Raw genomic sequence first — 25176 nt, 5'->3', positions numbered from 1 at the left:
AGCCCCACAACCATGACACGTTCCCCCGAATCCCTGCGCAGCGCACGCTGGTTTGCTCCCGATGATTTCCGCTCCTTCGGCCACCGCTCGCGCGTGCTGCAGATGGGCTATGGCTACGAGGACTGGATGGGCAAGCCCGTGATCGCCATCGTCAACACCTGGAGCGATGCCAACCAGTGCCATGCCCACTTTCGGCAGCGCGTGGAAGACGTCAAGCGCGGCGTGCTGCAGGCCGGAGGATTTCCGCTGGAGCTGCCGGCCATCTCGCTGTCGGAAAGCATGGTCAAGCCCACGACCATGGTCTATCGCAACTTCCTGGCCATGGAGACGGAGGAGCTGCTGCGCAGCCACCCGGTGGACGGCGCCGTGCTCATGGGCGGCTGCGACAAGACCACGCCGGGGCTGACCATGGGGGCGATCTCCATGGGCATTCCCTTCATCTACCTGCCGGCCGGCCCCATGCTGCGCGGCAACTGGAAGGGGCAGGTGCTGGGCTCGGGCTCGGACGCCTTCAAGTTCTGGGACGAACGCCGCGCCGGCCGGCTGGACGAGCAGGCCTGGCGCGAGATGGAAGCCGGCATTGCCCGCAGCCACGGCACCTGCATGACCATGGGCACGGCGGCCACCATGATGGGCATTGCCGAGGCCGTGGGCCTGGCGCTGCCCGGCGCTTCGTCCATTCCGGCCGCCGACGCCAACCACATCCGCATGAGCGCCGAGTGCGGCCGCCGCATCGTGCAGATGGTGTGGGAAGACCTCACGCCCGCCCGCATGCTCACGCGTGCGCATTTCGAGAACGGCATTGCCTGCGCCATGGCCATGGGCTGCTCCACCAACGCCATCATTCACCTGATCGCCATGTCGCGGCGCGCGGGCCATCCGGTCAGCCTCGATGACTTCGACGCCTTCAGCCGCCGCGTGCCCGTGATCGCCAACATCCGGCCCAGCGGCGACCGCTATCTGATGGAGGATTTCTTCTATGCAGGCGGCCTGCGCGCCCTGCTGGAACGTATCCGCCCGCATCTGGACACCGGGGCCATGACGGTCAACGGCAAGACCCTGGGCGAGAACATTGCGGGCAGCCAGGTCCACGAGGACGACGTGATCCGCGCCCTGTCCAGCCCCATCTACGCCGAAGGTGCGCTGGCCGTGCTGCGCGGCAACCTGGCGCCGGACGGCGTGGTCATCAAGCCCAGCGCCTGCGCCCCGCACCTGCTGCGCCATACGGGGCGCGCCCTGGTGTTCGACGACTACCCCAGCCTCAAGCAAGCCGTGGACGACCCCCATCTCGATGTGAACGGCGAAGACATCCTGGTGCTGCGCAACGCCGGCCCCAAGGGCGCGGGCATGCCCGAATGGGGCATGCTGCCCATTCCCACCAGGCTTCTCAAGCAAGGCGTGAAAGACATGCTGCGCCTGTCCGACGCCCGCATGAGCGGCACCAGCTACGGCGGCTGCCTGCTGCACTGCTCGCCCGAATCCGCCGTGGGCGGGCCGCTGGCCCTGGTCAAGACGGGCGACCGCATCACGGTGGACGTGCCCGCCCGCCGCATCCACCTGGAAGTCAGCGACTCAGAACTCGCCACCCGCCGCGCCGCATGGACGCCCCCGCCCGCGCGCTACGAGCGCGGCTATGGCTGGCTGTTCGGCCGCCATATCCTGCAGGCCAATGAGGGATGCGATTTTGATTTTCTGGAGACGGGCTTTGGGCGGGCTGTGCCGGAGCCGGATATTTTTTGAAGCATGCAAATCAATTCTTTCTTTCAGACTTCCCTATATGATGGAAAGATTTTTTTGGTCCACATTGCATCAGAATATTGAAACCATGAAAGCAATTGAAAAGCAATTTTCCCAATGGGTCGACGAAACACTGTCCGGCGATCTGCCAGAAGGAATCGCAGCATTCCACTTCAATCTGTATGACTCGCCCACATCGCACGAACTCCAGATTGTGGGCTGCCCGACCTACGACCCGCAGGACCCGGACTGGGCGTGCGATGACATATTCATGTCCGACGATCCTCACTTCGAGTTGCCGCATGAAGTCGTGGGAAGCGAGTGGGAGAAGGGACTTGCTGCTGCCAGGAAGCTGCTTGGCTCCTACGTGGCCTCGGAAGCGGCAGGAGCCCTTCGGCTGCGCCAGTCGCAAGCGGTGAGCGCCGGTTTTGTGGATGGAGAGCTCCACCTCATCTGGTCGCGAGATGCGTAATTGATGAATTCAGCTGGCGGGCAATAGATTTCATCCAAAAACTGGAATCCTGGGCCTGCAAGCAAGGCAGGCTTGTATATGTATCCGCTTTTGCTGACGGCGCAGTCCTACATTGCCGTTGGTCTTTGTCGTGAATAGTGGCTCTGTTCTCAACAAGGATTGACCCAAAGAAGCCAATGAAATAGCCATATTCGATTGAATATTTCTTGGTCACAATCATTTGTGCAGAAGTATTTTCGATAGCTATTTTCAATAGCGACTCGCCGTTTCCCAGTCCACGCGCACGCAATGCCCCCTGCCCTCCTGAGGCAGCCGCTTCCGTTGCCTTGCACCGCCGTGGACCTCAACCCAGAAGCAGAGGTGGCTGTGGACTTTCTCAGAAGCATCTTTCATCAGGCTCCGGAAATCGCGCTGTTCGCTGCCTTGGCGCTCGGTTACTGGGTGGGCAAGTTCAGGTTCGGGTCGTTCCAGCTGGGGGGCGTGGCGGGGTCGCTGCTGGCGGCGGTGCTGATCAGCCAGGTGGGGGTGACCATCGATTCGGGCATCAAGGCGGTGCTGTTCGCGCTGTTCATCTATGCCGTGGGTTTCGAGAGCGGGCCGCAGTTCTTCCGTTCACTGGGGCGGCAGTCGGTCAAGGAGATCCTGATGGCCCTGGTGGTGGCCGTGTCGGGGCTGGTCACGGTGGTGGTGATTGCCCGGGTGTTCCATCTGGACAAGGGGCTGGCGGCGGGGCTGGCGGCGGGCGGGCTGACGCAGTCGGCCATCATCGGCACGGCGGGCTCGGCCATCGAGAAGCTGGGGCTGGCGCCCGACGAGGTGCAGCGCATGCAGGCCAATGTGGCCATCGGCTATGCGGTGACCTATATCTTCGGCTCCTTCGGCGCCATCATCATGTGCGTGAACGTGCTGCAGTGGCTGACGGGCCGCAAGATCCGCGAGGACGCGATCCAGGCCGAGCAGGAGCTGCTCAAGGGCGTGCGCGTGTACGGAACCGGCGAGTCACCGGCCGTGCCGGATCTGGTGGGCCGCATTTTCCGCGTGGGCCAGGCGGGCCGCACCGTGGCGGAGCTGGAGGCCAGCGCCACCGCCAACGGCGGCACGGTGACGGTGGAGCGCATACAGCGCAGGAACGCGATGGTGGGCGTGGACGGCAGCCTGGCGCTGGAGGCCGGCGACATCATCTTGCTGGTGGGCCGGCGCGCGGCCGTGGTGGCGCTGGGCGCCTCGGTGGGCGAGGAGCTGCAGGGCGCCGAGGGCATGGACGTGGTGATGGTGCGGCGCGACGTGGCCATCTCCAACAACCAGTACCTGAACCGCAGCGTGAAGGACATCCGGGACAGCCTGTCGCAGGAGTTCAAGCACGGCGTGTACGCAGTGGCGCTGATGCGCGCGGGCACGCCGGTGCCGATTGCGCCGGCCACCATGGTCATGCCGGGCGATGTGGTGACGCTGTTCGGCACGCCGCAGGATGTGCAAAAGGCTGCGCAGTCGGTGGGCCCCATCATCGTTCCCAGCGACAAGACGGACTTTGTCTTCCACGGCCTGGGCATCACGGTGGGCCTGCTGATCGGGCTGCTGGTGCTGCGCCTGGGCTCCATTCCCATCACGCTGGGCAGCGGCGGCGGCGCCCTGCTGGCGGGCCTGCTGTTCGGCTGGTGGCGCAGCCGCAAGCACACTTTCGGCAACATGCCCACGGCCGCCTCCACGCTGCTGCGCGACCTGGGCCTGGCCGGCTTCGTGGCCATGGTGGGCCTGCAGTCGGGCCAGCAGGCCGTGACCACGGTGATGCAGCAGGGCCTGACGCTGTTCCTGCTGGGCGTGGTGGTGACCATCGTGCCGCTGTTGATCGCCATGCTGTTCGGCAAGTACGTGCTGCGCTATGACAACGTGGCCGTGTTCGCGGGCTCGCTGTCGGGGGCGCGCAGCGCCAACCCTGCGTTTGGCGAGATTCTGGACAAGGCCGGCAACTCGATTCCCACGGCACCGTTCGCGATCACCTATGCGCTGGCCAATGTGTTCCTCACATTGCTGGGGCCGCTGGTCATTGCCTTTGCCTGAACACCCCGGATCTATCCCCAAGGACCACCAAGGACCATCACAAGGAGCTGCGCAATGAGCAAGGATTATCGGAGTCTGGCGAATTTGAGCCCGTTCGAACTCAAGGACGAACTGATCAAGGTGGCCTCGGGCAAGGCCAACCGCCTCATGCTCAATGCGGGGCGCGGCAATCCCAACTTCCTGGCGACCACGCCGCGCCGGGCGTTCTTCCGGCTCGGGCTGTTCGCGGCGGCGGAGTCGGAGTTGTCGTACTCCTACATGACGGTGGGCGTGGGCGGGCTGGCCAAGCTCGACGGCATCGAGGGCCGCTTCGAGCGCTTCATCGCCGAGCACCGCGAGCAGGAGGGCGTCAAGTTCCTGGGCAAGTCGCTGAGCTATGTGCGCGACCAGCTGGGGCTGGACCCCGCCGCCTTCCTGCACGAGATGGTGGACGGCATCCTGGGCTGCAACTACCCCGTGCCGCCGCGCATGCTCACCGTGAGCGAGCAGATCGTGCGCCAGTACATCGTGCGCGAGATGGCAGGCGGCGCCGTGCCGCCCGAGTCGGTGGACCTGTTCGCGGTCGAGGGCGGTACTGCCGCCATGGCCTATATCTTCGAGAGCCTGCGCATCAGCGGCCTGCTCAAGGCGGGCGACAAGGTGGCCATCGGCATGCCGGTGTTCACGCCGTATATCGAGATTCCCGAACTGGCCCAGTACGACCTCAAGGAAGTGCCCATCCACGCCGACCCCGACAACGGCTGGCAGTACTCCGACGCCGAGCTGGACAAGCTCAAGGACCCGGACGTCAAGATCTTCTTCTGCGTGAACCCCAGCAACCCGCCGTCCGTGAAGATGGACCAGCGCAGCCTGGACCGCGTGCGCGCCATCGTGGCCGAGCAGCGGCCCGACCTGCTGATCCTGACCGACGATGTCTACGGCACCTTTGCCGATGAATTCCAGTCGCTGTTCTCGGTCTGCCCCCGGAACACGCTGCTGGTGTATTCGTTCTCCAAGTATTTCGGGGCCACGGGCTGGCGCCTGGGCGTGATCGCGGCGCACAAGGACAACGTGTTCGACCATGCGCTGGCGCAGTTGCCCGAGTCCGCCAAGAAGGCGCTGGACCACCGCTACCGCTCGCTGCTGCCCGATGTGCGCTCGCTCAAGTTCATCGACCGCCTGGTGGCCGACAGCCGCGTGGTGGCGCTGAACCACACGGCCGGCCTGTCCACGCCGCAGCAGGTGCAGATGGTGCTGTTCTCGCTGTTTGCGCTCATGGATGAAGCGGACGCCTACAAGCAGGCCCTCAAGCAACTGATCCGCCGCCGCGAGGCCACGCTGTACCGCGAGCTGGGCATGCCCCCGCTGGAAAATCCCAACTCGGTCAACTACTACACGCTGATCGACCTGCAGAACGTCACCTGCCGGCTCTACGGCGAGGCCTTCTCGCAATGGGCGGTGCAGCAGTCGTCCACGGGCGACATGCTGTTCCGCGTGGCGGATGAGACCGGCATCGTGCTGCTGCCGGGCCGGGGCTTCGGGTCCGACCGCCCTTCCGGTCGTGCCTCGCTGGCCAACCTCAACGAGTACGAGTACGCCGCCATAGGCCGCGCCCTGCGCCGGCTGGCCGACGAGCTGTACGAGCAGTACAAGGCGCTGGGCAAGGAGTAGGCCCTGCGCACAAGGCCCGCACGGCTCATCGCAGCTGTCGGGCCTTGACCACCAGCAGCGCCCCGGCCATCAGGCCCACACCGGCCAGTTGCACCGCGCCCAGCGCACGCCCGTAGACGACCCAGTCCAGCACGATGGCCGTCAACGGATAGACGTACTGCAGCACGGCGATGCGGCCCAGCGTGAGGCGCGCCATGCCTGCAAAAAGGATGGCGTAGGCCAGGCCGGTGTGCAGCACGCCCAGCCCGGCCAGCCACGCCCAGGACGACGGCGCCTGCGGCCAGCCATGAACCAGCGGCACCCACAGCAGCAGCACGGTGCCGACCGCGCACTGCCACCAGGCCAGCGCAAACGGCGTGACCACTTTCTCGGTCTTGGCCAGGATGGTCACGGCTGCATAGCACAGCGAGCCGGCCAGGCACATGAGCAGTCCGGACACATGGTCCGGTCCCCAGGCCGCCGAATCGCCACCCAGCAGCCCCGTGGTCAACACCAGTCCCAGCAACGCCGCCAGCATGGCCACCGCCTGCCGTGGCGCCACGGCCTCGCGCAGCACCAGGGTGCCGAACAGCATGATCCACACCGGCTGGATGTGGAACACGATGGTGGCCACGCCAATGGAGGTGCGCGGTATGGCGGCAAAGAACAGCGCCCAGTTCAGCACCATGAGGACGCCGGTGGCCGCCACCACCGGCCAGCTCCTGCCGCGCACGCGCAACTCGCCCATGCGGCCCGTGGCCAGCCCCCAGGCCAGCAGCGCCAGGGCACCGAAGGCGCAGCGAAACAGCACAGTGACCAACGGGTGCTGGCGGGCCTCTTCCACAAATACGCCCACGGTGCCCAGCAGCACGCCGCCCGCGATCATCAGCCACTGGCCGCGTGTCTCCTGCGCTGTGGGAGCGGCTTGTGCGGTCGCGGCGGAGGCTACGGATGCGGCCTGTAAGGAATGGGTTCTGTCTTGCATGGCCACGATCGTCTCGTGGCAGCAAATTCTCGTAAAGCAAATAGTTTGCAGGTTTAGTATTCGATATTCGAATCCATGGAGCATGCCGTGAACCACCCCGACCTGCAGATCGACTGGCTGCGCGCCCTGGTGGCCGTGGTGGATGCGGGCTCGCTCTCGGCTGCCGCTCCGCTGCTGCACCGATCACAGGCCGCCGTGAGCATGCAGATCAAGAAGCTGGAGACCGCCATGGGCCAACCCGTGTTGCTGCGCGGCCCGCGCCATCTGCAGCTCACGCCCGCAGGCGCGGAGCTGCTGGGCTATGCGCGGCGCATGCTGGAGCTGCAAGCCCAGGCGCAGGCGGCTCTGTTCGGCCCCGACCTGTCCGGGCGCGTGCGGCTGGGCGTGCCGGACGACTACGCATCCACCTATCTGACGCCGGTGCTGCGCAGCTTTGCTGGCCGCTACCAGGGCGTGGAGATCGAGCTGACCTGCGAGCAGTCCACCGCACTCATCCCGCAAGTGGTGCGCGGCACGCTGGACCTGGCCCTGGTCTCACGCGACAGGCCCCAGCGTGGGCGCCTGCTGTTCCACGAGCCCCTGGTCTGGGTGGGCGCGCCGCAGCACGAGGTGTGGAGGAAGAATCCCCTGCCGATTGCCGTCTACGAGGCCGCCAGCCTGGCGCGCACGGCCGCGCTGTCCAGCCTGGCGGCCCAGCGGCGCGCGCACCGCGTGGTCTATCACAGCTCCAGCCTTGCCGGCCAGCTGGCCGCTGTGGAAAGCGGCCTGGCCGTGGCCGTGTTCACGCGCTGCAGCGTGCCGCCGCACCTGCAGGTGCTGCAGAACCTGCCGGCCGGCTTCGAGCTGCCGCCGCTGGTGTCCATGGAAGTTTCAGCCCTGCGCAGCAAGGCCTCGCAGGGCTCGGCGGCCGTGGATGCCATGTATGGGCAGTTGATTGCGACGCTGGGCCAGGCACCTCAGGAATTGACCAAGGCCTGACGCCTGGCGAGGTTCGGCAAGCATTCTGCGCACGCATTTCGCTGTATAGCTGCGCTCACGCGTTCCCATGCGCGAGCAATGGCTGGCCGCAGGGGCTGCGCTGGGCAACCTCCTCAATGCTGCGCACCAGTTGGGCTTTGGTGCCATCGTGCTCAGTGGCGAGCGCTGTTTTGACCCGGCCCTGCATTCAGCGCTGGGTTTGCGCGAGGGCGAGCATCTGGCCGGCTTCATCAGCCTGGGCTCCATCACCAGCCAGCCATCCCCGCGCGCAACGGTGGCGCCCTCTTCCATGCGCACGGCATGGCAGGCGGAGCAGGCAGCAGCGGTCACGGCACAGGCCCTTCTCCAGCCAGACGGCAACCACGACAGCCACGGCAGCGATCTTTGAAGCCGCAGCCAGCGCGTGCAGGGTGGCGCGCAGGTGGCGCACTGACTGCGCGGGGCGGTTAGAGTTGCGGGGCTGCTGCGCCCTCTTGCACCCTCTTGCGCCCTCTTTTCCATCACGGAACAAGCTTTCATGATCATCCGGCCCCGCCCCCACTGGCTGCGCATGCTCTTCGTGCTGCGAGGCTCCGTGCTGCCCGACATCCTGCCCCAGCTGATGGCCGCCACCTTGTTCGCCGTGCTGGTCACGGCGCTGCACGGCCAGCTGTTCGCGTGGAAGGTGCCGCTGAACTTCGTGCCGTTTTCGCTGATCGGGCTGACGCTGGCCATCTTCCTGGGCTTTCGCAACAGCACGAGCTACGCGCGCTATTGGGAGGCGCGCACGCTGTGGGGCACCCTGCTCAACGAGACACGCACCCTGGTGCGCCAGGCCCGCACCTTGACGGACGCGCCGCAGCACGCCCCGGCCCTGGCCATGGTTCTGGCGGCCTTTGTGCATGCGCTGCGCCACCAGTTGCGCGGCACCGATGCCGCGGCCGACATGCGCCGCCTGCTGCCCGCCGCCGACTGCGAACGCCTGGCCACGGCGCGCTTCAAGCCTGCCGTGCTGCTGCTCATGGCCGGCGAATGGCTGCAGGCGCGCCGCCAAGACGGCAGCCTGCAACCCGTGCTGGTGCCCGCCATGGAGGCGCCGCTGTGCAAGCTGGGCGAGGCACTGGGCGGCTGCGAACGCATTGCGGGCACGCCGATTCCCTTCACCTACGCGGTGATCATTCATCGCACCATCTACCTGTACTGCCTGCTGCTGCCCTTCGGCCTGGTGGATTCCATCGGTTTCATGACGCCGGTGATCGTGGCCTTCATCGCCTACACCTTCTTCGCGCTGGAGGCGCTGGGCGCCGAGCTGGAGGAGCCCTTCGGCACGGCGCCCAACGACCTGGCGCTGGACGCCATGTCGCAGATGATCGAGGCCACGCTGCGCGAGCTGACCGGCGAGGTGCTGCCGCCTGCGCCGCAGCACAAGGATGTGCTGTTTCTGACCTGACCCTGCCTGCCGGCCCGGACAGCGCCAGCGGCACAATCTGCCACCCGCATCACAGAAAAAGGACAAGCGCCATGACGGAGACAAGCAAGGTCAAGGGACCGGCCTCGTATTTCCCTTCCATCGAGAAGACCTACGGCCAGCCGATTGCGCACTGGATGGACCTGCTGCAACAGCAGGACACCCGCAAGCACATGGAACTGGTGGGCTGGCTCAAGGCCCAGCACCAGATGGGGCACGGCCATGCGAATGCGCTGGTGGCCGTGTTCCTGGCACAGGCCTGACCTGCACCCAGCAATCCATCAGCCGATGGCCGTGCCGAAAGCCTGGCGCACGGCGGCACCCGCTTCGTCAAACAGGCGGCGTGATGCCGGCGCCAGCCCCAGCATGTGCATGCAGGCGTGCACCATGCCGGGCAGGCGCACAGCCTGCACCGCCACACCGGCCTGCGCCAGCCGCTGCGCATAGGCTTCGGCCTCGTCGCGCAGCGGGTCGTATTCGCAGCTGATCACCGTGGCTTGGGGCAGGCCTGCCAGGTGGTCCGCGCGCAGCGGAGAGACAAGTTCGTGCCGCCCCGATGCCGCATCGCCCAGGTACGCGCCATAGCAGTACTCCATGGCCGCACGCGTGAGGTAGTGGCCCTCTCCAAACTGGAGGAACGACGGCGAATCCATGGCCGCGTCCAGTGCCGGGTACAGCAGCAGCTGGTGGGCGATGGCCGGTGCGCCCGCCGCTCCCCAGCCTTGCTTTTCCTGCGCCAGCAGGCAGGCTGCGGCCGCGAGGTTGCCGCCCGCGCTGTCTCCGGCCACGCCGATGCGCCTGCTGTCCAGCCCTAGCGCATCGGCCTGCTCAAAGGTCCAGGCAATGGCATCGCAGAAGTCATGCAGCGGCACGGGAAAGCGGTGCTCGGGCGCCAGCCGGTAGTCCACCGAGACCACGACGGCGCCCGTTGCCATGGCCAGCGCGCGGCAGGGGTTGTCGTAGACCTCCAGCGAACCCAGGCACCAGCCGCCGCCGTGGGCGAAGACCAGGGCGGGCTGGGGCGTGGGTGTGTCCGAGGCCAGCGGCCGGTAGATGCGCACGCGCAGCGGTGCACCGTCGCGCGCGGGCAGCGTGAAGTCTTCGGTGCGGGCCACGGCCTCGGCCGGGCCGTGCAGGGCGCGCAGCCCGGCGTCGGTGGCCTCGCGCAGCGCCGCCAGCGTGGGCTGCGTGGGCGGGGCCACGGCCTGGGTTGCCTGCGCCAGCTCGGCGAGATAGCGCGCAATGTCAGCGTCCAGGCCCATGGTCACAGCGTCCTTTGCAGGAAGGGCAGCAGTTCGGCGATGAAGGGCTCGGCGACTTCCTCCATGATGAAGTGGCCGCAGCCCGGCACGATCACGCCCGACAGGTCATCGGCATGGCCGCGCAGCGTGGCCAGCGGCGCATCGGCCGTGGCGTGCTCGGCGCCAATGGCCAGCACGGGCATGGCCAGCGGGCGCAGCGCACGCTCGCGGTTCTGGCGGATGGTTTCGGGAATGGCGCGGTAGTAGGCAAAGCCGCCGCGCAGGCCACCGGGCGCCGCATAGGCATCGACATAGACGTCGACGGCCACGCGGTCGCGCCGCAGCGACCAGCGGTTGAACATGAATTCCAGGTAGGCACGCTCGCGCCCCGCGATCAGGGTCTCGGGCAGGTCGGCCAGCTGGTTGAACATGAAGTGCCACAGGAAGATGTTCTGCTCGGGCGGCGCAAAGATGCTGGGCTCGGGCGCCAGGCCGGGGATCACGGCCTCGGTCAGCGCCAGGGACTGCACGGCCTGCGGCTGGTCGCTGGCCAGCGCATAGGCCACCCACATGCCCACGTCGTGGCCGGCGACCTGGTAGCGCTCATGGCCCAGCGCCAGCATGGTGCGGTGCAGGGTCAGCGCGATGGAGCCCGTGTCGTAGCCGGTGTCGGGCCGGTCGGAAAAGCCCGTGCCCGGCGGATCGACGGCAATGGCCTGGAAGCCCTGCGCCGCCAGCGCCTGCATGACGTGGCGCCAGGCATACCAGGTCTGGGGCCAGCCCGGGATCAGCAGCACGGGCGCGCCCTGCCCGGCCGTGATGCAGTGGATGCGGCGGCCGTCGATGCGCACGTAGTCGTGCGAGAACCCGCAGGCCTGGTCTTCCTGCTTGCGCAGGGCGTTCGATGTGAAAGCGTTCATTGTTTGCTTCTTTTTGAGGTTCTCTGGCTGCGGGCTTGCTCAGGCGATGCCGAGCATGGCGTTGATCTGGCGCTGGTCCACGGGAGCGCCGGCGAAGTCGTCAAAGATCTTGTCGGTGACGCGGATGATGTGGCGGTTGATGAAGTCCACGCCCTCGCGCGCACCGTCTTCCTGGTCCTTGAGGCAGCACTCCCATTCCAGCGAGGCCCAGCCCTGGTAGTCGTACTGGGCGAACTTGGAGAAGATGGCCTTGAAGTCCACCTGCCCGTCGCCCAGCGAACGGAAGCGCCCTGCCCGCTCCAGCCACGAGGAATAGCCGCCGTAGATGCCCTGGCGCCCGCTGGGCAGGAACTCCGCATCCTTCACATGGAACATGCGGATGTGCTCGCGGTAGATGTCGATGTAGTCGAGGTAGTTGAGCTGCTGCAGCACGAAGTGGCTGGGATCGAACAGGATCTTGCAGCGTGCGTGCTGGCCCACCAGCTCATGGAAGCGCTCGAAGCTGGTGCCGTCGTGCAGGTCTTCGCTGGGGTGGATTTCGTAGCACAGGTTCACGCCCTGCTCGTCGCAGGCGTCGAGGATGGGGCGCCAGCGGCGCGCCAGCTCCTCGAAGGCGGTTTCGATCAGGCCGGCCGGGCGCTGCGGGAACGGGAACAGATAGGGCCAGGCGAACGAGCCCGAGAACGTGCCCATGTCGCTCAGCCCCATGCGGCGCGATGCACTGGCCGACAGCTTGAGCTGCTCCAGCGCCCAGGCCGTGCGTGCGGCCGGATTGCCGCGCAGCGCCTCGGGCGCAAAGCTGTCGCACATGGCGTCGTAGGCCGGGTGCACGGCCACGAGCTGGCCAAAGATGTGCGTGGTCAGCTCGCTGGCCACCAGGCCGTGCGAGGCCAGCATGCCGTTGACATCGTCGCAATAGGTCTGGCTGCTGGCGGCCGTGGCCACGTCGAACAGGCGCTGGTCCCAGGCGGGAATCTGCAGGCCCTTGAAGCCCACGCCGGCTGCCCAGCGTGCGATGTCTTCCAGGGAATTGAACGGTGCCTTGTTGTCGGCAAATTGCGCCAGATGAAGGCTGGGGCCCTTGATGGTCTGCATGTGATTTCCTTGCGTTGAGCTATTATTTGTTGATCGACAAAGAATAGTATCACGCCAACGCGGCTGCTTTTGCGAAGCCGATGCAAGACAGCATCAAGGCGCCGCTAAGATGCCGCCCTGACTGTTGAGAAGGATGAGGAAGATGGCCGGAAGACCCAGGGAATTTGACCGAGACCAGGCGCTGGAGCGCGCCATGCTGGCGTTCTGGCGGCGCGGCTACGAGGGCACGTCCATGGCCGACCTGGTGCAGGCGCTGGGCATTGCGTCAGCGCGCATCTATGCGGCCTTCGGCAGCAAGCAGGACCTGTTCCGCGAGGCCGTGCAGCGCTACGAGGCCGGTGATGGCGGCTTTGCCGAACGCGCCATGGCCCAGGAGCCGCGCGTGCGCGACGCCCTGGCCCGCGTGCTGCGCGATGCCGTGGCCACCTATACGGACGATGCCCATCCGCTGGGCTGCATGGTGGTCACCGCCGCCACCAATTGCGCCGAGGAAAACGAGGCAGTCGCCGCCTGGCTGGCCGAACACCGCCGCCAGCGCACGCAGTCCCTGATCGACCGCCTTCAGCGCGCGCTGGATGAAGGCGAGTTGCGCGCCGGCACCGATGTGCAGGCGCTGGGGGATTTCTATGCCACGCAACTGCACGGCATCTCCGTGCAGGCCCGCGATGGCGTGCCGCGCGAACGGCTGCTGGCTGCAGTGCAAACCGCCTTGCTGCTGCTGGACACGGCGCTGGAGCCGGCGCTGCAGCCCGCTGCCAAGGCGGGCTGAGCCGTCAGGCGCCGAGCTTTTGCAGTTTTTGCAGCTCGGCGCGCAACTGGATCACGCTGGGCGTGACGATGGGGATGAAGGCCGATTCACGCCAGCGGCGGGCAAAGCCATCGTCCGCATCCAGGCTGTAGGCGCGGCCACCGGCCGTCTGCAGCTCCAGCTGCATGGCCTGCTGCACGCAGTCGTGCAGGGCCAGGCGCAGCGCGAAAAGCCGCTCGGGTGCCTCCACGAAATCGCCGGCCTCGACACCAGCCCTGAGTGCGGCCACCGCCTGCTCCAGATGGCTGCGGGTATCGTCCAGCGGCTGCTGCAGCACATGCCCGCCCTGCCCCATGCGCGAGGCGGCCTGCGCACAGGCCGCGCGCGCCAGCCCGATGGACAGGCCGCATTGCATGCCCAGGAAGGCCGGCCGCACACGCGGCAGGAATCCGCCGGCGCGCTCGGCCAGCAGATCGTCTTCGGTGATGGCCACGTCCTTGAGCTGCAAGGCGGCGGTGTTGGTGCCGCGCAGGGCAATCAACTCCAGATCCGGCGAGCGCTCCAGGCCCGGCCGGTCGGACGGCAGGGCCACGATCATGGGCGGCGCGCCGTCGTCACGCGCCACGGCAATGGCGGCCAGAAAGCGCGGCCCGCGCAGGTTGGTGCACCAGGGCACGCTGCCGTTGAGCAGCCAGCCGCCCCCTTCCCGGGCCGTGGCGCGGATATTGAGTGCCTCCAACCCGCTGAGGAATTTCATGATGTTGGACAGCCCCGAGGCACCGGCCGCCTCGCCCGCCAGCAGCGCGGGCAGCCAGCGCTCGCGCAGGGCCGCATTGCCGGTGTTCGCCAGCATCTCGATCAGCACGCGCTGGCCCCAGAAGGCAAAGGCGGCGGACATGGAGTGCGTGGCCACCTGGGCAATCGCCTCGATGGCATCGCCGGCGCTGCCGCCCTGCCCGCCCAAGGCATCAGCCAAGCCGTGGCCCAGCAGCCCGGCTTCGGCCAGATAGGGCACGACGGCGGCCGTGGCCTCGCCGTTGCCGGCATCCAGCGCCTGGGCACGTGCATCCAGCCATTGGCGGTTGGCGTCGGTCAGCAGGGGGAAATTGGGCATGGGCTCAGGCATGGGGTCGGGCATGGGGCTTGTCATCTTGCGGGTCACCATAAAAAAAGGGACCGCTGTGGGAACAGCGGTCCCTTGCCATCCTAGCGCAGCACACAGGCTGCGCAGATGACGCGGCGCAAGCTCAGTGCGCCGCCACCTTGCCGGGGCGTGTTTCCTCGCGCAGGGCCTTGACCTTGTCGCTCAGGCCAGGCCATGGCTGCAGGCCGTACTGGCTGCGCATGGTGTTGAGCAGCGTGGCGATCTGATCGTCGCTGAGGTTGTGGCGGAAGGCGGGCATGGTGCCCAGCTGCGGGCGCGCCGGTTGCGTGATGCCGTTGAGCACCACATGGATGGCGTTGGTCGGCGAGTCGCTGTACAGGTTGGTGTTCAGCGACAGCTGGGGACGCACCCCGAAGCTGCTGCCGGCCAGCACGCCGCTGGGATCGGCACGGTGGCAGGCCATGCAGGCGCCCTGGTACAGGCGATAGCCCTGGGCGTCGACCGGCAGCTTGGCAACCTCGGTCTTTTCCTTCACCAGCGCCTCGGCGTCACCCGTGCCAGCGGCATCGGCCACAGGCTTGCGGTACGACATCAGGTAGGTGGCCATGGCGTTGATGTCCTCGGCCGTCTGGTGGGACAGGCCTTCGATCACGGGCGCCATGGGGCCGGCGGCCACGCCGTGGCGCTCCGAGAAGCCGGTCTGCATGTAGCGGACCAGGTCCTCGCGCGTCCAGGGCAGCGGAGCCACGGCCTTGTCGTTGAGCGCGGGCGCATCCCAGCCGTCGATGAAGGCGCCGGCCAGGTGGTCGGCACCCTTTTTCTCGGCGCCGAACTGGTTGCGCGGCGAGTGGCAGGCGGCGCAGTGGCCCAGGCCTTCGACCAGGTAGGCGCCGCGAATCCACTCGCCCGACTGGTTGGCCGGCGCCGGCTGCTCGCCCGGCTCCAGGTACAGCGCATTCCACAGGGCCAGGCCACGGCGCACGTTGAACGGGAAGTTCAGCGCGGTCTTGGGTGCCTCGTTGGAGACAGCCGGCTCGGTCATAAGGAAGGCATACAGCGCCTTCATGTCCTCATCGGTCACGCGGGTGAATGCCGTGTACGGGAAGGCGGGGTACAGGTAGTTGCCCTCGCGGTCCACACCATGGCGCATGGCGCGCTCGAAGGCCTCGTACGACCAGCGGCCGATGCCGGTTTCGGCATCGGGCGTGATGTTGGTCGAGTAGATGGTGCCGAAGGGGCTGGGCATGGCCAGGCCGCCTGCGTTGCGCTGGCCGCCCGGTGCCGTGTGGCAGACAGCGCAGTCGCCCATGTGCGCCAGGCGGCGCCCCTGGTCGATCTGCTGCTGGCTGAATTCCTGCACCGGGATCTGCTGCAGGGGCGCGATCTCGCTGCGGCCCGTGGCCAGCCAGAAGGCGGCGCCGGCCACGGCGGCCAGGCCGACCACGCCGAGGGTGATTTTCTTGAGTGTGTGCATGTTCCGGTCCTCCGCTCTCAGTTCTGTGCCTTGTCGGCCGGGGCTGCATCGGCAGCCTTTGCCTTGAGTGCGGCCAGCACGCGTGCCGGGGTGAACGGCACTTCGCGCAGGCGCACGCCGGTGGCGTCGAACACGGCGTTGGAGACAGCGGCGGCGCTGGGCACGGAGGCCGATTCGCCCGCGCCCATGGGGTCTTCGCCGGGGCGCTCGACCAGTTGCACGTCGATCTCGGGCAGCTCGTCAAAGCGCAGGATGGGGTAGCCACCCCAGTCCAGCGAGGTCACGCCCTTGCTGTCGAAGGTCACGTACTCCTTGAGCACGCGGCTGGTGGACTGGATGATGTTGCCGTGCACCTGGTGGCGCACGCCGGCCGGGTTGACCATCTCGCCGCAGTCATGGGCCACGAAGACCTTGTCCACCTTGATCACGCCGGTCTCGCGGTCCACGGTCACGTCGCAGATCCAGGTGGCCCAGGCCGCGCCGTAGCCGGGGAACTTGCTGTGGTAGTAGCGGGCGTAGGCAAAGCCACGGCCCTTGACCAGGCGCTGGTCGGCCTGCGCGGGGTTGCGGTGGGCCGGGCCATCCTGCCAGCCGGCCTGCTTGTGCGCAGCGTGCGTCAGCGCCACGGCGCGCGGGTCCTTCAGGTAGCGCAGGCGGTAGGCCAGCGGGTCTTCACCGGCCAGGTAGGCACATTCGTCGATCCAGCACTCATGGGCAAAGACGTTGGGCAGGGCCGAGACGCCGCGCATCCACGAAGCGCGCACGATGGGCGCCGCATCCTGCGAGACCACGCGCATCTTGGGGTACTCGTACTGCGGGATGGCCGTACGGTCGCCCATCTGCAGCACCTTGGGCTTGTTGGGCACCTTGCCTGTCAGGATCAGGGCCAGGGCCGCCGCGTCGTTGGACGGGTAGCAGGTCTTGAGCTCATAGCCCAGCACGGCATGGTTCTCGTCCAGGCCGCCGCGCACGCGGATCAATTGGCCCGTGCCCTTGGGCTCCCAGGCGGCTTCCTGCTCGCGCATCAGCTGCACGCGCACCGGGCGGCCCACGGCCTGCGACAGCAGCACGGCGTCGGATGCCACGTCGTCCGCGCAATTGCGGCCGTAGCAGCCCGAGGCTTCCAGGCGCGTCACATTGATCTGGTCGGCCGCCATGCCGGTCAGCGTGGCGATGTCCTTGCGCACGTCGTGCGGGTTCTGCGATCCGGTCCAGACCTGGATCTGGCTGGCGGACACGTCGGCCACGGCGCAGGACGGGCCGATGGAGGCATGCAGGTGGTAGGGCCAGACGTAGTCGGCCTCGATCACCTTCTTGGCGCCCGAGAAGGCCTCGTCAATGCCCGCGTCCTCGCGCAGCATGCGGTCGGTCTTCTCGTGCTTGACCAGGGTGTCGTGCATGGCGTTCAGCGACAGGTCGGGCACGCCGGCCCAGTCCTTCCACTTCACCTCCAGCTGGCGCATGGCGGCAATGGCCTGCTCTTCGCGCTCGGCCACGATGCCCACGAAATCGCCCTGCACCACCACCTTGACGATGCCCGGCAGATGAGCGACCGACTGCTCGTTCACAGAGATCAGGCTGCTACCCAGCGGCGCCGACGCATCGGCACCGCCATAGGGCGGGCGCACCACGCGGCCGTGCAGCATGCCCGGCACGCGCACATCGTGCACATAGGCCAGCGCGCCCAGCACCTTGGCCGGAATGTCCACGCGCTGCACGGACTTGCCGATGTAGTTGAAACCGCCGGTGCGCAGCGGCACTTCCTTGTCCAGCGCAATGTTCAGGTCCTGGCCCTGGGCCAGTTCGCCGTAGCCGATGCGCCGGCCGCCCTTGGCCACCACCGCGCCCTTGGACGTGGTCAGTGCGGACACGGGCTGCTGCAGCTTCTCGGCAGCCAGGCCCAGCAGCAGCTGGCGCACCTGCGCGGCGGCCTTGCGCATGGGGATGGCGTCCACCTGGATGGTGTTGCTGGCAATGGTCGGGCCCTGGTTGGGCGTGCGGCCCGTGTGGCCCAGAACCATGGTGATGCGTTCGAACTCCACATCGAGCTCATCGGCCACCAGCTGCGCCAGCGAGGTGCGGATGCCCGTGCCCAGGTCCACGTGGCCGTGGTAGGCCGTGACGCTGCCGTCCGCGCCAATGGCGATGAAGCTGCTCACCCGGTCAATGGGGGGAATGGGGAAGGCGCCGGCCACGGCGGGCGCCGTACCCGTGCTTTCGGCCACCAGGCCAGCGGCTGCCACCGAGCTGACCATGACCATGCCGCCCAGCTTGAGCAGGTTGCGGCGCGTCAGTTGAAGGGGGTTGGATGCACTCATGCTGCACCTCCCTGGGCGATCAGCACGCGGGCGCGAGCAGCCGCACGCATGATTTCCACATGCGTGCCGCAGCGGCACAGGTGGCCGGACAGGGCCTGGGTGACTTCCTCGTCGGTGGCCGTGGGCTTGTGGTCGAACAAGGCCACCAGGGCCATGACCATGCCGTTGGTGCAGTAGCCGCACTGGGCGGCCTGCTCGTCGATGAACGCCTGCTGCACGGGGTGCAGTGTGTGGACGGTCTTGCCATGCGTGTCAGCCGACGGCTTGCCGGCAGGCATTCCCGGCACGGCGGCCGGATGGGCAGCTTCCCAGTCACGCGCCACCCGGGCGTGCTCGGCCTGGGTCGCATCCTGGGACAGGCCTTCCAGCGTCGTGACCTTCATGCCCTGGACCACGCTCACGGGAACGGAGCAGGAGCGGGCCACCTTGCCGTCGATCAGCACGGCGCATGCGCCGCATTCGCCCAGGCCGCAGCCGAACTTGGGGCCATTGAGCTGCATGTCGTTGCGCAGCACATAAAGCAGCGGCGTCTCCGGGCTCACGCCCTGGATCTCGACCTCTTGTTGGTTGAGAGTGAATTTCATCGTGTGCAAACCTTGTGGTTGACAACAGGTGCAAACCATAGGTGCGCACTGAAAAATCAGGCGTCAGGCACGCCGCAGCAGGGCCCGAAAAAGAAAGCCCACCGCCGGCGGGGTGGGCTATTTCACGTGGTTTTTAGAGGCAAGTCGGATGGCTGGCTGCCTGTTGTATGCAAACGATTCTATGCCTCGCACTTGCTCGCCGCTGCCAGTGGGCCGCCATCCCGGCACCCGCACAGACTGCGGAATTCCGTGGCTTTTTATGCACAAGACCAAACTCATCCATCGGAAATATCCACGAAAGCACAGCGCAGCAGGCTGATCAGTGAGCCTGCACCAAGAGCGAAAAGGAGTGCACCACCACAGTGCACAGGAGGGCAGGACACGCTGCAGCAATTTCCGTCCGGATCTTTCAGCCATGCACGGCCGGGCATAGAGATCGCAGCCCGCCCAGGCGTTCAACGCGTCGGCTCGAAAATCACACCAACCCAGCAAAACACTCGGCTTTTACCTGCATCAAATTCCAGTGAGAACGCTTGAAATTCACGAACGCATCATGCGCAGCGCCTGCAAAACACCTGCTCGTCTGCAGGATCGGCACCACGCAAGACTGCTGGCTGCAACCCCAAGCATCAGCGGGTGCCCGGCGTGATCTGGATCGTGCCAAGGCCCGAATCCATGGCCACACGCCGCCGGGGAGTCAGCCAGTGCACCCACAGCCCCCAAAGCCACCCCAGCGCAAACACGCAGGCCAAGGCCAACATGCCCCAGCGCCCGGCAGACAGCGCGCTGTAAATCCAGTACGGCATGCCCCCCAGGCCGAAGAGGCAGGCCCATCGCCGAAGCGCGGCGGAACGGGATTGGGACAGCCAGACGGCAAGGGCTGCGGGGAGTGCGAAGGCGATCTGATCGATGCTCATGACTGCATCATACTGTACAAATAAACAGCATTGCACAGAAAAATCCAGACGCTTGCACAAGGCACGTCGACGGGACGGCCACACCCTCTGATTTGTTCGCATCTCATCTGGCAAGCAGCGTACAGACTGGACTTGAAGGATTCCGAATCCGCACCGGAGTTTGGGTAAAGCGCGGCCCTTGCATCGCTCAATCCCAGCACCGCCGGCCAAGAACCCGGAGTCACGGCTTATCCAGTTCCGCCCAGTCCGAAAGCGAGGGTGCACAGGATTTTGAAAACCCGCAGAACATACAGCGCCATACTGCGCAACGGCTCTTTACCCAAGGTTTACCTGGCAGTTTGAACGCATTCGGGACGGGCAATGGTGGTCATAGGGGGAAATAATCGAAAGCATGCAAACCGGTTCTTAAAAAACAGTTAATATTCGCGCTTCAATCCATGAAAGGCAAACTACCGTGAGCAACACATACAAAGAACTTCTGGCGCAGCGCGAAGCACTTGAGGCCCAGATCCAGACAGCACGCAAGCAAGAAGTCAGTGATGTGATCGCCAAGATTCGCGGTCTGGTTCAGGATTACGGCCTGACAGCCGACGACATTTTCACGGCACGCCGCGCCTCCTCCACCGTGGCCCCCAAGTTCCGCAATCCAGAGACAGGTGACACCTGGACCGGACGCGGCAAGCCGCCCGCCTGGATCAAGGACAAGGATCGCGCCCAGTTCGCCATCTGAAGCCCTGGATAAACGCCTCCATGAAAACAGCCTGCAGTCACTTGCAGGCTTTTTTCATTCTGGCCCCACCTGGAACGTGCACCTGAATTGGCGTGCCTGCACTTCTGCAGGGCGGCATTGCCCAGGCCTGGCCCCGTGCAATCGCGGCAAGCACGCGCACATGCCCTTAGACATGCACTGTGGATGGATGCCGTGGTTCAATCAGTCGGCCTGATCTGCATCTTGAAATTTCTCGCTGTAGAGACCGGCCCCCGACGTTCGGCCTTCCATGACAAAACAGATCTCCGCCCTGGACAGTGCCCCCACCGCACGCCGTCCTGACAAGCTACCGACCGCCTTTGGAACGACACCTGTCGCAGATGCACTCTTGCGGCCCCATCTGCCATTTTCAGGACAGCAGATTCTGTTCATCTCGTCATGCGACGATCAGCACGCCCATCTGCTCCCTTTGCTCAAGGAGTGGGGTTTGGTGACCACGGCATGCCGCCATCCCACCGCGATTCGCCAGGATCGGCTACAGAAGTTCCACGTTGTCGTGCTGTGCGGGCCGAAGACCTCATGGAATCCCAAGGACGAAAACCGCCTGGTGGCAGGAGCGGCACGCATCATCGAATGTGAAGCCAGCCATCCCATGCAGCCCAGAGTGATCAATGCCCGCATCATCGCGGTATCCTGGCATTCACCGCAGGGGATTCTTGATGCGCTGACGATGGCGATCCATTCAACGCATGCCAACCCCGACAGCCTCCTGCCGACTGACGAAGTCGTTCATTTCGAGAAAATTGCGCCACCCATCAGAAATGCCTTCCTGGAATCTGCGCGCTCTTCTCTGGCAACCATCAAATCCAGCCCAAACTGCGAAGATGTGCAAAGAGAGCTTCACAACCTGTCTGGCTCACTGAGATTCTTTGATCTGGTCGAGTTGTCAATACGGTGCGCCGACCTGGAAAGCCGCATGGGCCATGATGGGCTGGCATATCACAGACATTCGCTCTCGCTGCTGGAGCTCCAGCTTGAAGCAGTCATCCAGGACATACAGGCACTGAAGGTGGAATGAACATGCATCATTGAGATCTCGATGATGTCACCCACCCACATTCCAAGGCATATTTCATAAGGTCTATGTCTCGCTCTATGCCGAGCTTTTGCATGGCCTTGACTTTTTGCGTGCTGATGGTCTTCTTGCTCCTGTTGAGCTTGGCTGCAATTTCATCAATGCGCAGGCCAGCAGCGTACAACCGCACTACCTCGGACTCCTTGGGGCTCAGCTCGGCAGGCACTCTTCTCTCCCCCTGCACTCCGCCCAACCCGCCCGCACCACCTCTTTCCAGCCGCTCGGCGATGGCTGGCGAAAAATAAACTCCGCCAGTGAATGCCGCGTGGATCGCGGGAACAAGATGCAGCACCGGATCGGCCTTGCTGACAATACTGATGTTCGAGACACGACCCAGAGCCTGCAGTATTGCCGAGTTATCCAGCATGGTCAGGACCACCAGACCCAATTTTGGGAATCTTCTCGATATATATCCGAATAGATGCAGTCCATCTCCATATTGCCCGGTCGGCATGGAGTAATCGGATACAAGCACATCAAAACCTCCCTCTTCCAGCTTTTGAATCAGATCGGTTGAATTTGAAACACTCCCATTCAATGCAATTTCTGACTCACCAGACAATTCATGCCTGACACCTGATATTATCCCAGGATGATCGTCCGCCAACAATACGGATATTTTCAGGTATTTTTTATAGTCCATGGCGCGTAAATATGAATAACCTGACACTAGCCGGCTTTCAACCTTTCTCACAGATCTTTCAGAACGTCCATGAAATTCACGAGCTCCACATCGACCGCTCGAAAATCTCGCGCATTGACAAGAGAAGAAATCCTATCAAGCGCCTGGACTATGTCATTGAACCCTGCCACTGCAAATGCCCCCTTCATGGCATGAATTTCCCTATGCACAGCCACGAGATCTCTTTTTTCCAAGGATTTCTTCAAGGAGATCAAGGATGCTTGTGTTGTTGAGACAAGAATGTCACGGTAGCCAGAAATCTTGCTTGTTCTTGCCGGCAATGCATCCACTTGGCAAACCCCGGACTTGCCGATATTTCTATCAATGAATTCCTTGATGCTTTTCAGGGAGGCTGGTTTGACGATGATGTCAGATATGCCGAATTTGGCACATTTATCCCTTTCATGCTTGCCTGCGTTTGCCGTTATTGCCCCCACTCTAATCCCGGGGTAATCCTTACGGATGTGCTGTGCAAGCACATAACCGTTCATGCCGGGCATCTGCAGGTCGGTTAGAACCAGGTCATAGGCCAGCTGTGCCAGCATGCTCAAGGCAGATTCCCCTCCTTCTGCAGAATCGGCCTCATACCCAATGATCCTCAGCTGATCCAGCAACAGCATTCTGTTAACAGGGTGGTCATCCACCACCAGAATCCTTGCCGAGAAATCCTCTCGTTCGTCCTCCGAAAGCAGGACATCGCCATCCTCCCAAGCGACAGCGGATGATGCGGGCTGCGCATGGTATGCGGGCAGCACCAGCTCGAAAATGCTGCCTTTTCCAAGGACACTTGAAAACCGGATCTCCCCTCCCATGAGGTGTGCCATCCGCTGGCACAGCGTCAGCCCAAGTCCGGTTCCTCCAAACTTCGTGGCGATTTCCGAGCCGGCCTGCTTGAACGCATCGAAGATGAACGCATGCTGCGAATGATGAATACCTATTCCAGTATCGGATACCTTGATGTTCAGCTCGCCGGATCTGTCGGATGCATATACCTCTATTTTTCCACTCTTGGTGAACTTCAAGGCATTGCTGAGTAGATTGTTGAGTATTTGCTTGATGCGCTCAGCATCGCCAAGATAACCAGACTTCAGCGAATCATCGATGGTCAGGGAAAATTCAATTTTTGCCTCTGTCACCAAGGGTTTATAGATGGATGCCACCTGCCTGATCACGGACTTGAGATCGAATCCGGCCATCTCGACACTCATCTGACCAGACTCGACCTTCGAGAAATCGAGGACATCATTCAACAGAGACAAAAGAGAATGTGAGGAATTCGAAATGATGTCCAGCCGTGTTTTCTGCTCCATGGACAGAATGCTTCTTCCCAGTATTTCCAGATTCCCCAGTATCGCATTGAGTGGAGTGCGTATCTCGTGGCTCATTACGGCGAGAAAAGATGATTTTTCATGGTTTGCCTCTTCCGCAGCCTTCTTTGCATCCTCCAGGCTTCTTTGGACCTGCTTGTGAGCCGTGATATCAGCAAACCCGCACAACAGCACGTTTCGACCTTGGTATTTTGCCTTCACCATGATCATGGACAGCTGTGCAATGGTTCCATCGTTGGAAATCACCACCTCGCTGGACACGGGCACATAGTCACTTTTCCCGCCACCAAGATATTTCTCCACATAAACTCTGTGGAAATAGCCGATCAATAGCTCGCCAGGGACCGGGCCACGCAGTACTGCACTCTCCTTGTATTTGAACATCATGCTGTTCTCCAACAGCATCTTTTTCTCCTTGAAATCAAGAAGTCCAAGTCCGTAAGGAGCCATGGCAATGATGGTTCGACTCAGCTGCTCGGTATCGAAAACATTCTTTGCCTTTTCATATATTGGAATAAATACCTTTTCGTAGAAATATATCAAAAAGCACCAGAACAAGACAATGAATATCAACGAAAGAATCAAATATACGAACGATTTTCCCTTTAGAAAAACCGCATCCTTCCACGAAAACACGTGGAGCAGAATCATGTTTGTATTCGATATCCTCGAGTAGTAATGAAAAAAACCATCCTTGTATACAGCACCATACTTGAACAGAAGATAGCGGCTCACCAGATTGCCTTGGAATTTCGATGTTTCAATATCAAAGAAATCCGCTTTGCTGTAGCCCTCTGGTTCAACACCCAGGGCAACGCTTCCCTGGGAGTCCATGATCAGAAAGGAACTTCTATCCTCACCTTGCTGCATCAGATTCTCAATATGCTGGGTAGGCATGTCACTCACCACGGTGAGAAATGGCTTACCCCTGTGGAATGCAGAAACAACAACCTGGAACGACATTTCACCCGTCAGAATACTTTTGGCCGGGGGAAGCCAAATGGGGTGGCGCACTTGTCCGGAATGAAGTGGAACGCCTTTGTCTTTCGGCAGCCCGGCAATCTGTTGCTGAAGCTCCAAGAGCATCCGTTCCCGCTCAGGCTCATCTGGAATCTGAGGCAGGAGAGCACCGATGAACCCGCCATCCGGACTGAAGGCATATACAGATATGGCTCTTCCATCCTGAAGAAAACTCGAGTTTGCCAGGTATGCAAGCTCCTCCAGCATGTCCCTGTATCGCCTGCATGCAGGCTTGTCGCCCTTATCCTCGAGCAGAACCACCGGACTCACACCCGTGATCATAGCGCCCGGCCTGCCAACTCCCGCCGGTTGCGATATATGCGCTTGCCCCCAAAGCAATTCTGATGCGATTATTCCACGCATCATGATGACCTGCTTTGTTTCTATCTCCACCAGAATTCTAGTTCTCTTGTTCTGAAAAATTGACCTTCTTTCCTCCATGAAATCATTGAACTCGAACGATGCCGCAAATAACGCGACAATGATCACAAGGAAAGAAAAGATCAGCCCCCCACCAAAAAGCAGTCTCTTGTTATATCTGGCCAGAAGCAGAAGATCTTCCTTTTCTGCAATTTCTTTTTTATGGATTTCCAT

The 25176-nt window shown here is 63.6% G+C and carries 22 protein-coding genes; 11 read left to right on the top strand and 11 right to left on the bottom strand.

The features are described 5' to 3' along the window. Positions 1-12 precede the first annotated feature (12 nt). From araD to GRX31_RS22150, 4 genes are all read left to right on the top strand, one after another. Positions 13-1740 (top strand): L-arabinonate dehydratase, encoded by a 1728-nt coding sequence (araD, locus tag GRX31_RS22165; RefSeq protein ID WP_160854828.1) that lies wholly within the window; start codon positions 13-15, stop codon positions 1738-1740. 85 nt (positions 1741-1825) lie between these two features. Continuing rightward, positions 1826-2209, top strand: a complete 384-nt coding sequence (locus GRX31_RS22160) for a hypothetical protein (protein ID WP_017405154.1) — start codon at positions 1826-1828, stop codon at positions 2207-2209. Positions 2210-2575: 366 nt separating this feature from the next. Then, complete coding sequence (gene aspT / locus GRX31_RS22155) at positions 2576-4267, top strand: aspartate-alanine antiporter (protein WP_337193970.1); 1692 nt, start codon at positions 2576-2578, stop codon at positions 4265-4267. Between the two features lie 54 nt (positions 4268-4321). Further along, the gene (locus GRX31_RS22150) at positions 4322-5917 is read left to right on the top strand and encodes a bifunctional aspartate transaminase/aspartate 4-decarboxylase (RefSeq protein ID WP_160854824.1); all 1596 of its coding nucleotides are present in this window, start codon (positions 4322-4324) and stop codon (positions 5915-5917) included. A 25-nt stretch (positions 5918-5942) separates the two neighbouring features. Here GRX31_RS22150 and GRX31_RS22145 read toward each other — a convergent pair whose 3' ends face one another. Beyond that, positions 5943-6881, bottom strand: a complete 939-nt coding sequence (locus GRX31_RS22145; RefSeq protein ID WP_160854822.1) for a DMT family transporter — start codon at positions 6879-6881, stop codon at positions 5943-5945. A gap of 75 nt (positions 6882-6956) precedes the next feature. Here GRX31_RS22145 and GRX31_RS22140 point away from each other — a divergent pair, with 75 nt between their 5' ends. From GRX31_RS22140 to GRX31_RS22125, 4 genes are all read left to right on the top strand, one after another. Further along, positions 6957-7859: a LysR family transcriptional regulator gene (locus GRX31_RS22140; protein WP_160854820.1), complete on the top strand. Its 903-nt coding sequence runs from the start codon at positions 6957-6959 to the stop codon at positions 7857-7859. A gap of 67 nt (positions 7860-7926) precedes the next feature. Continuing rightward, positions 7927-8247 (top strand): nitroreductase family protein, encoded by a 321-nt coding sequence (locus GRX31_RS22135; protein ID WP_160854818.1) that lies wholly within the window; start codon positions 7927-7929, stop codon positions 8245-8247. Between the two features lie 129 nt (positions 8248-8376). Then, positions 8377-9288, top strand: a complete 912-nt coding sequence (locus tag GRX31_RS22130; protein WP_016447050.1) for a bestrophin family protein — start codon at positions 8377-8379, stop codon at positions 9286-9288. Positions 9289-9359: 71 nt separating this feature from the next. Further along, positions 9360-9569, top strand: coding sequence for a DUF4287 domain-containing protein (locus tag GRX31_RS22125; RefSeq protein ID WP_013802290.1), 210 nt, complete (start codon positions 9360-9362; stop codon positions 9567-9569). Between the two features lie 18 nt (positions 9570-9587). Here the strand turns inward: GRX31_RS22125 and GRX31_RS22120 are convergent, their stop codons facing one another. From GRX31_RS22120 to GRX31_RS22110, 3 genes are read right to left on the bottom strand one after another with little or no spacing between them, the layout of a single operon-like run. Next, positions 9588-10568 (bottom strand): alpha/beta hydrolase, encoded by a 981-nt coding sequence (locus GRX31_RS22120; protein WP_160854816.1) that lies wholly within the window; start codon positions 10566-10568, stop codon positions 9588-9590. A gap of 2 nt (positions 10569-10570) precedes the next feature. Beyond that, positions 10571-11467, bottom strand: a complete 897-nt coding sequence (locus GRX31_RS22115; RefSeq protein ID WP_160854814.1) for an alpha/beta fold hydrolase — start codon at positions 11465-11467, stop codon at positions 10571-10573. A 39-nt stretch (positions 11468-11506) separates the two neighbouring features. Continuing rightward, on the bottom strand, positions 11507-12562 hold the full coding sequence (locus GRX31_RS22110; protein WP_043820442.1) for a sugar phosphate isomerase/epimerase family protein: 1056 nt from the start codon (positions 12560-12562) through the stop codon (positions 11507-11509). A gap of 142 nt (positions 12563-12704) precedes the next feature. Here GRX31_RS22110 and GRX31_RS22105 point away from each other — a divergent pair, with 142 nt between their 5' ends. Then, entirely contained in the window at positions 12705-13331 is a 627-nt protein-coding gene (locus tag GRX31_RS22105) for a TetR/AcrR family transcriptional regulator (RefSeq protein ID WP_160854812.1), read from the top strand. 4 nt (positions 13332-13335) lie between these two features. Here GRX31_RS22105 and GRX31_RS22100 read toward each other — a convergent pair whose 3' ends face one another. The 5 genes from GRX31_RS22100 to GRX31_RS22080 all read right to left on the bottom strand — a co-directional run bounded on the left by GRX31_RS22100 (position 13336) and on the right by GRX31_RS22080 (position 19708). Beyond that, positions 13336-14475 carry an acyl-CoA dehydrogenase family protein gene (locus tag GRX31_RS22100; RefSeq protein WP_160854810.1) on the bottom strand — a complete coding sequence of 380 codons (1140 nt, stop codon included), beginning with the start codon at positions 14473-14475 and terminating at the stop codon, positions 13336-13338. A gap of 82 nt (positions 14476-14557) precedes the next feature. After that, entirely contained in the window at positions 14558-15889 is a 1332-nt protein-coding gene (locus tag GRX31_RS22095) for a c-type cytochrome (RefSeq protein ID WP_160854808.1), read from the bottom strand. A 17-nt stretch (positions 15890-15906) separates the two neighbouring features. Further along, positions 15907-18207: a xanthine dehydrogenase family protein molybdopterin-binding subunit gene (locus tag GRX31_RS22090; protein ID WP_160854806.1), complete on the bottom strand. Its 2301-nt coding sequence runs from the start codon at positions 18205-18207 to the stop codon at positions 15907-15909. Beyond that, on the bottom strand, positions 18204-18791 hold the full coding sequence (locus tag GRX31_RS22085) for a (2Fe-2S)-binding protein (protein WP_016447058.1): 588 nt from the start codon (positions 18789-18791) through the stop codon (positions 18204-18206). Before GRX31_RS22085 ends, GRX31_RS22090 begins: the two co-directional genes overlap by 4 nt. A 629-nt stretch (positions 18792-19420) precedes the next feature. Continuing rightward, a complete protein-coding gene (locus GRX31_RS22080; RefSeq protein WP_016447059.1) occupies positions 19421-19708 on the bottom strand; it encodes a hypothetical protein in 288 nt (95 codons plus the stop codon). 454 nt (positions 19709-20162) lie between these two features. On the opposite strand from GRX31_RS22080, the gene GRX31_RS22075 reads away from it, so the two are divergent. Continuing rightward, positions 20163-20438 carry an H-NS histone family protein gene (locus GRX31_RS22075; RefSeq protein WP_016447060.1) on the top strand — a complete coding sequence of 92 codons (276 nt, stop codon included), beginning with the start codon at positions 20163-20165 and terminating at the stop codon, positions 20436-20438. A 268-nt stretch (positions 20439-20706) separates the two neighbouring features. Next, a complete protein-coding gene (locus GRX31_RS22070; protein ID WP_237426747.1) occupies positions 20707-21495 on the top strand; it encodes an Hpt domain-containing protein in 789 nt (262 codons plus the stop codon). A gap of 7 nt (positions 21496-21502) precedes the next feature. Here the strand turns inward: GRX31_RS22070 and GRX31_RS22065 are convergent, their stop codons facing one another. After that, complete coding sequence (locus GRX31_RS22065) at positions 21503-22195, bottom strand: response regulator (protein WP_016451730.1); 693 nt, start codon at positions 22193-22195, stop codon at positions 21503-21505. 47 nt (positions 22196-22242) lie between these two features. Further along, on the bottom strand, positions 22243-25176 hold the full coding sequence (locus GRX31_RS22060) for a hybrid sensor histidine kinase/response regulator (protein ID WP_160854804.1): 2934 nt from the start codon (positions 25174-25176) through the stop codon (positions 22243-22245).

Source organism: Delftia sp. CH05, from assembly GCF_009827015.1.
GTDB classification, from domain to species: domain Bacteria; phylum Pseudomonadota; class Gammaproteobacteria; order Burkholderiales; family Burkholderiaceae_C; genus Comamonas; species Comamonas tsuruhatensis.
This window is presented reverse-complemented; position numbering and strand designations above follow the sequence as displayed.

What these genes read in the sequence shown, in the direction of transcription:
- araD (WP_160854828.1), top strand. Translation starts at nt 13, where the DNA reads ATGACACGTTCCCCCGAATCCCTGCGCAGCGCACGCTGGTTTGCTCCC.
- GRX31_RS22160 (WP_017405154.1), top strand. Translation starts at nt 1,826, where the DNA reads ATGAAAGCAATTGAAAAGCAATTTTCCCAATGGGTCGACGAAACACTG.
- GRX31_RS22150 (WP_160854824.1), top strand. Translation starts at nt 4,322, where the DNA reads ATGAGCAAGGATTATCGGAGTCTGGCGAATTTGAGCCCGTTCGAACTC.
- GRX31_RS22145 (WP_160854822.1), bottom strand. Translation starts at nt 6,881, where the DNA reads ATGCAAGACAGAACCCATTCCTTACAGGCCGCATCCGTAGCCTCCGCC.
- GRX31_RS22140 (WP_160854820.1), top strand. Translation starts at nt 6,957, where the DNA reads ATGGAGCATGCCGTGAACCACCCCGACCTGCAGATCGACTGGCTGCGC.
- GRX31_RS22135 (WP_160854818.1), top strand. Translation starts at nt 7,927, where the DNA reads ATGCGCGAGCAATGGCTGGCCGCAGGGGCTGCGCTGGGCAACCTCCTC.
- GRX31_RS22130 (WP_016447050.1), top strand. Translation starts at nt 8,377, where the DNA reads ATGATCATCCGGCCCCGCCCCCACTGGCTGCGCATGCTCTTCGTGCTG.
- GRX31_RS22125 (WP_013802290.1), top strand. Translation starts at nt 9,360, where the DNA reads ATGACGGAGACAAGCAAGGTCAAGGGACCGGCCTCGTATTTCCCTTCC.
- GRX31_RS22120 (WP_160854816.1), bottom strand. Translation starts at nt 10,568, where the DNA reads ATGGGCCTGGACGCTGACATTGCGCGCTATCTCGCCGAGCTGGCGCAG.
- GRX31_RS22115 (WP_160854814.1), bottom strand. Translation starts at nt 11,467, where the DNA reads ATGAACGCTTTCACATCGAACGCCCTGCGCAAGCAGGAAGACCAGGCC.
- GRX31_RS22110 (WP_043820442.1), bottom strand. Translation starts at nt 12,562, where the DNA reads ATGCAGACCATCAAGGGCCCCAGCCTTCATCTGGCGCAATTTGCCGAC.
- GRX31_RS22105 (WP_160854812.1), top strand. Translation starts at nt 12,705, where the DNA reads ATGGCCGGAAGACCCAGGGAATTTGACCGAGACCAGGCGCTGGAGCGC.
- GRX31_RS22100 (WP_160854810.1), bottom strand. Translation starts at nt 14,475, where the DNA reads ATGGTGACCCGCAAGATGACAAGCCCCATGCCCGACCCCATGCCTGAG.
- GRX31_RS22095 (WP_160854808.1), bottom strand. Translation starts at nt 15,889, where the DNA reads ATGCACACACTCAAGAAAATCACCCTCGGCGTGGTCGGCCTGGCCGCC.
- GRX31_RS22090 (WP_160854806.1), bottom strand. Translation starts at nt 18,207, where the DNA reads ATGAGTGCATCCAACCCCCTTCAACTGACGCGCCGCAACCTGCTCAAG.
- GRX31_RS22085 (WP_016447058.1), bottom strand. Translation starts at nt 18,791, where the DNA reads ATGAAATTCACTCTCAACCAACAAGAGGTCGAGATCCAGGGCGTGAGC.
- GRX31_RS22080 (WP_016447059.1), bottom strand. Translation starts at nt 19,708, where the DNA reads ATGAGCATCGATCAGATCGCCTTCGCACTCCCCGCAGCCCTTGCCGTC.
- GRX31_RS22070 (WP_237426747.1), top strand. Translation starts at nt 20,707, where the DNA reads ATGACAAAACAGATCTCCGCCCTGGACAGTGCCCCCACCGCACGCCGT.
- GRX31_RS22065 (WP_016451730.1), bottom strand. Translation starts at nt 22,195, where the DNA reads ATGGACTATAAAAAATACCTGAAAATATCCGTATTGTTGGCGGACGAT.
- GRX31_RS22060 (WP_160854804.1), bottom strand. Translation starts at nt 25,176, where the DNA reads ATGGAAATCCATAAAAAAGAAATTGCAGAAAAGGAAGATCTTCTGCTT.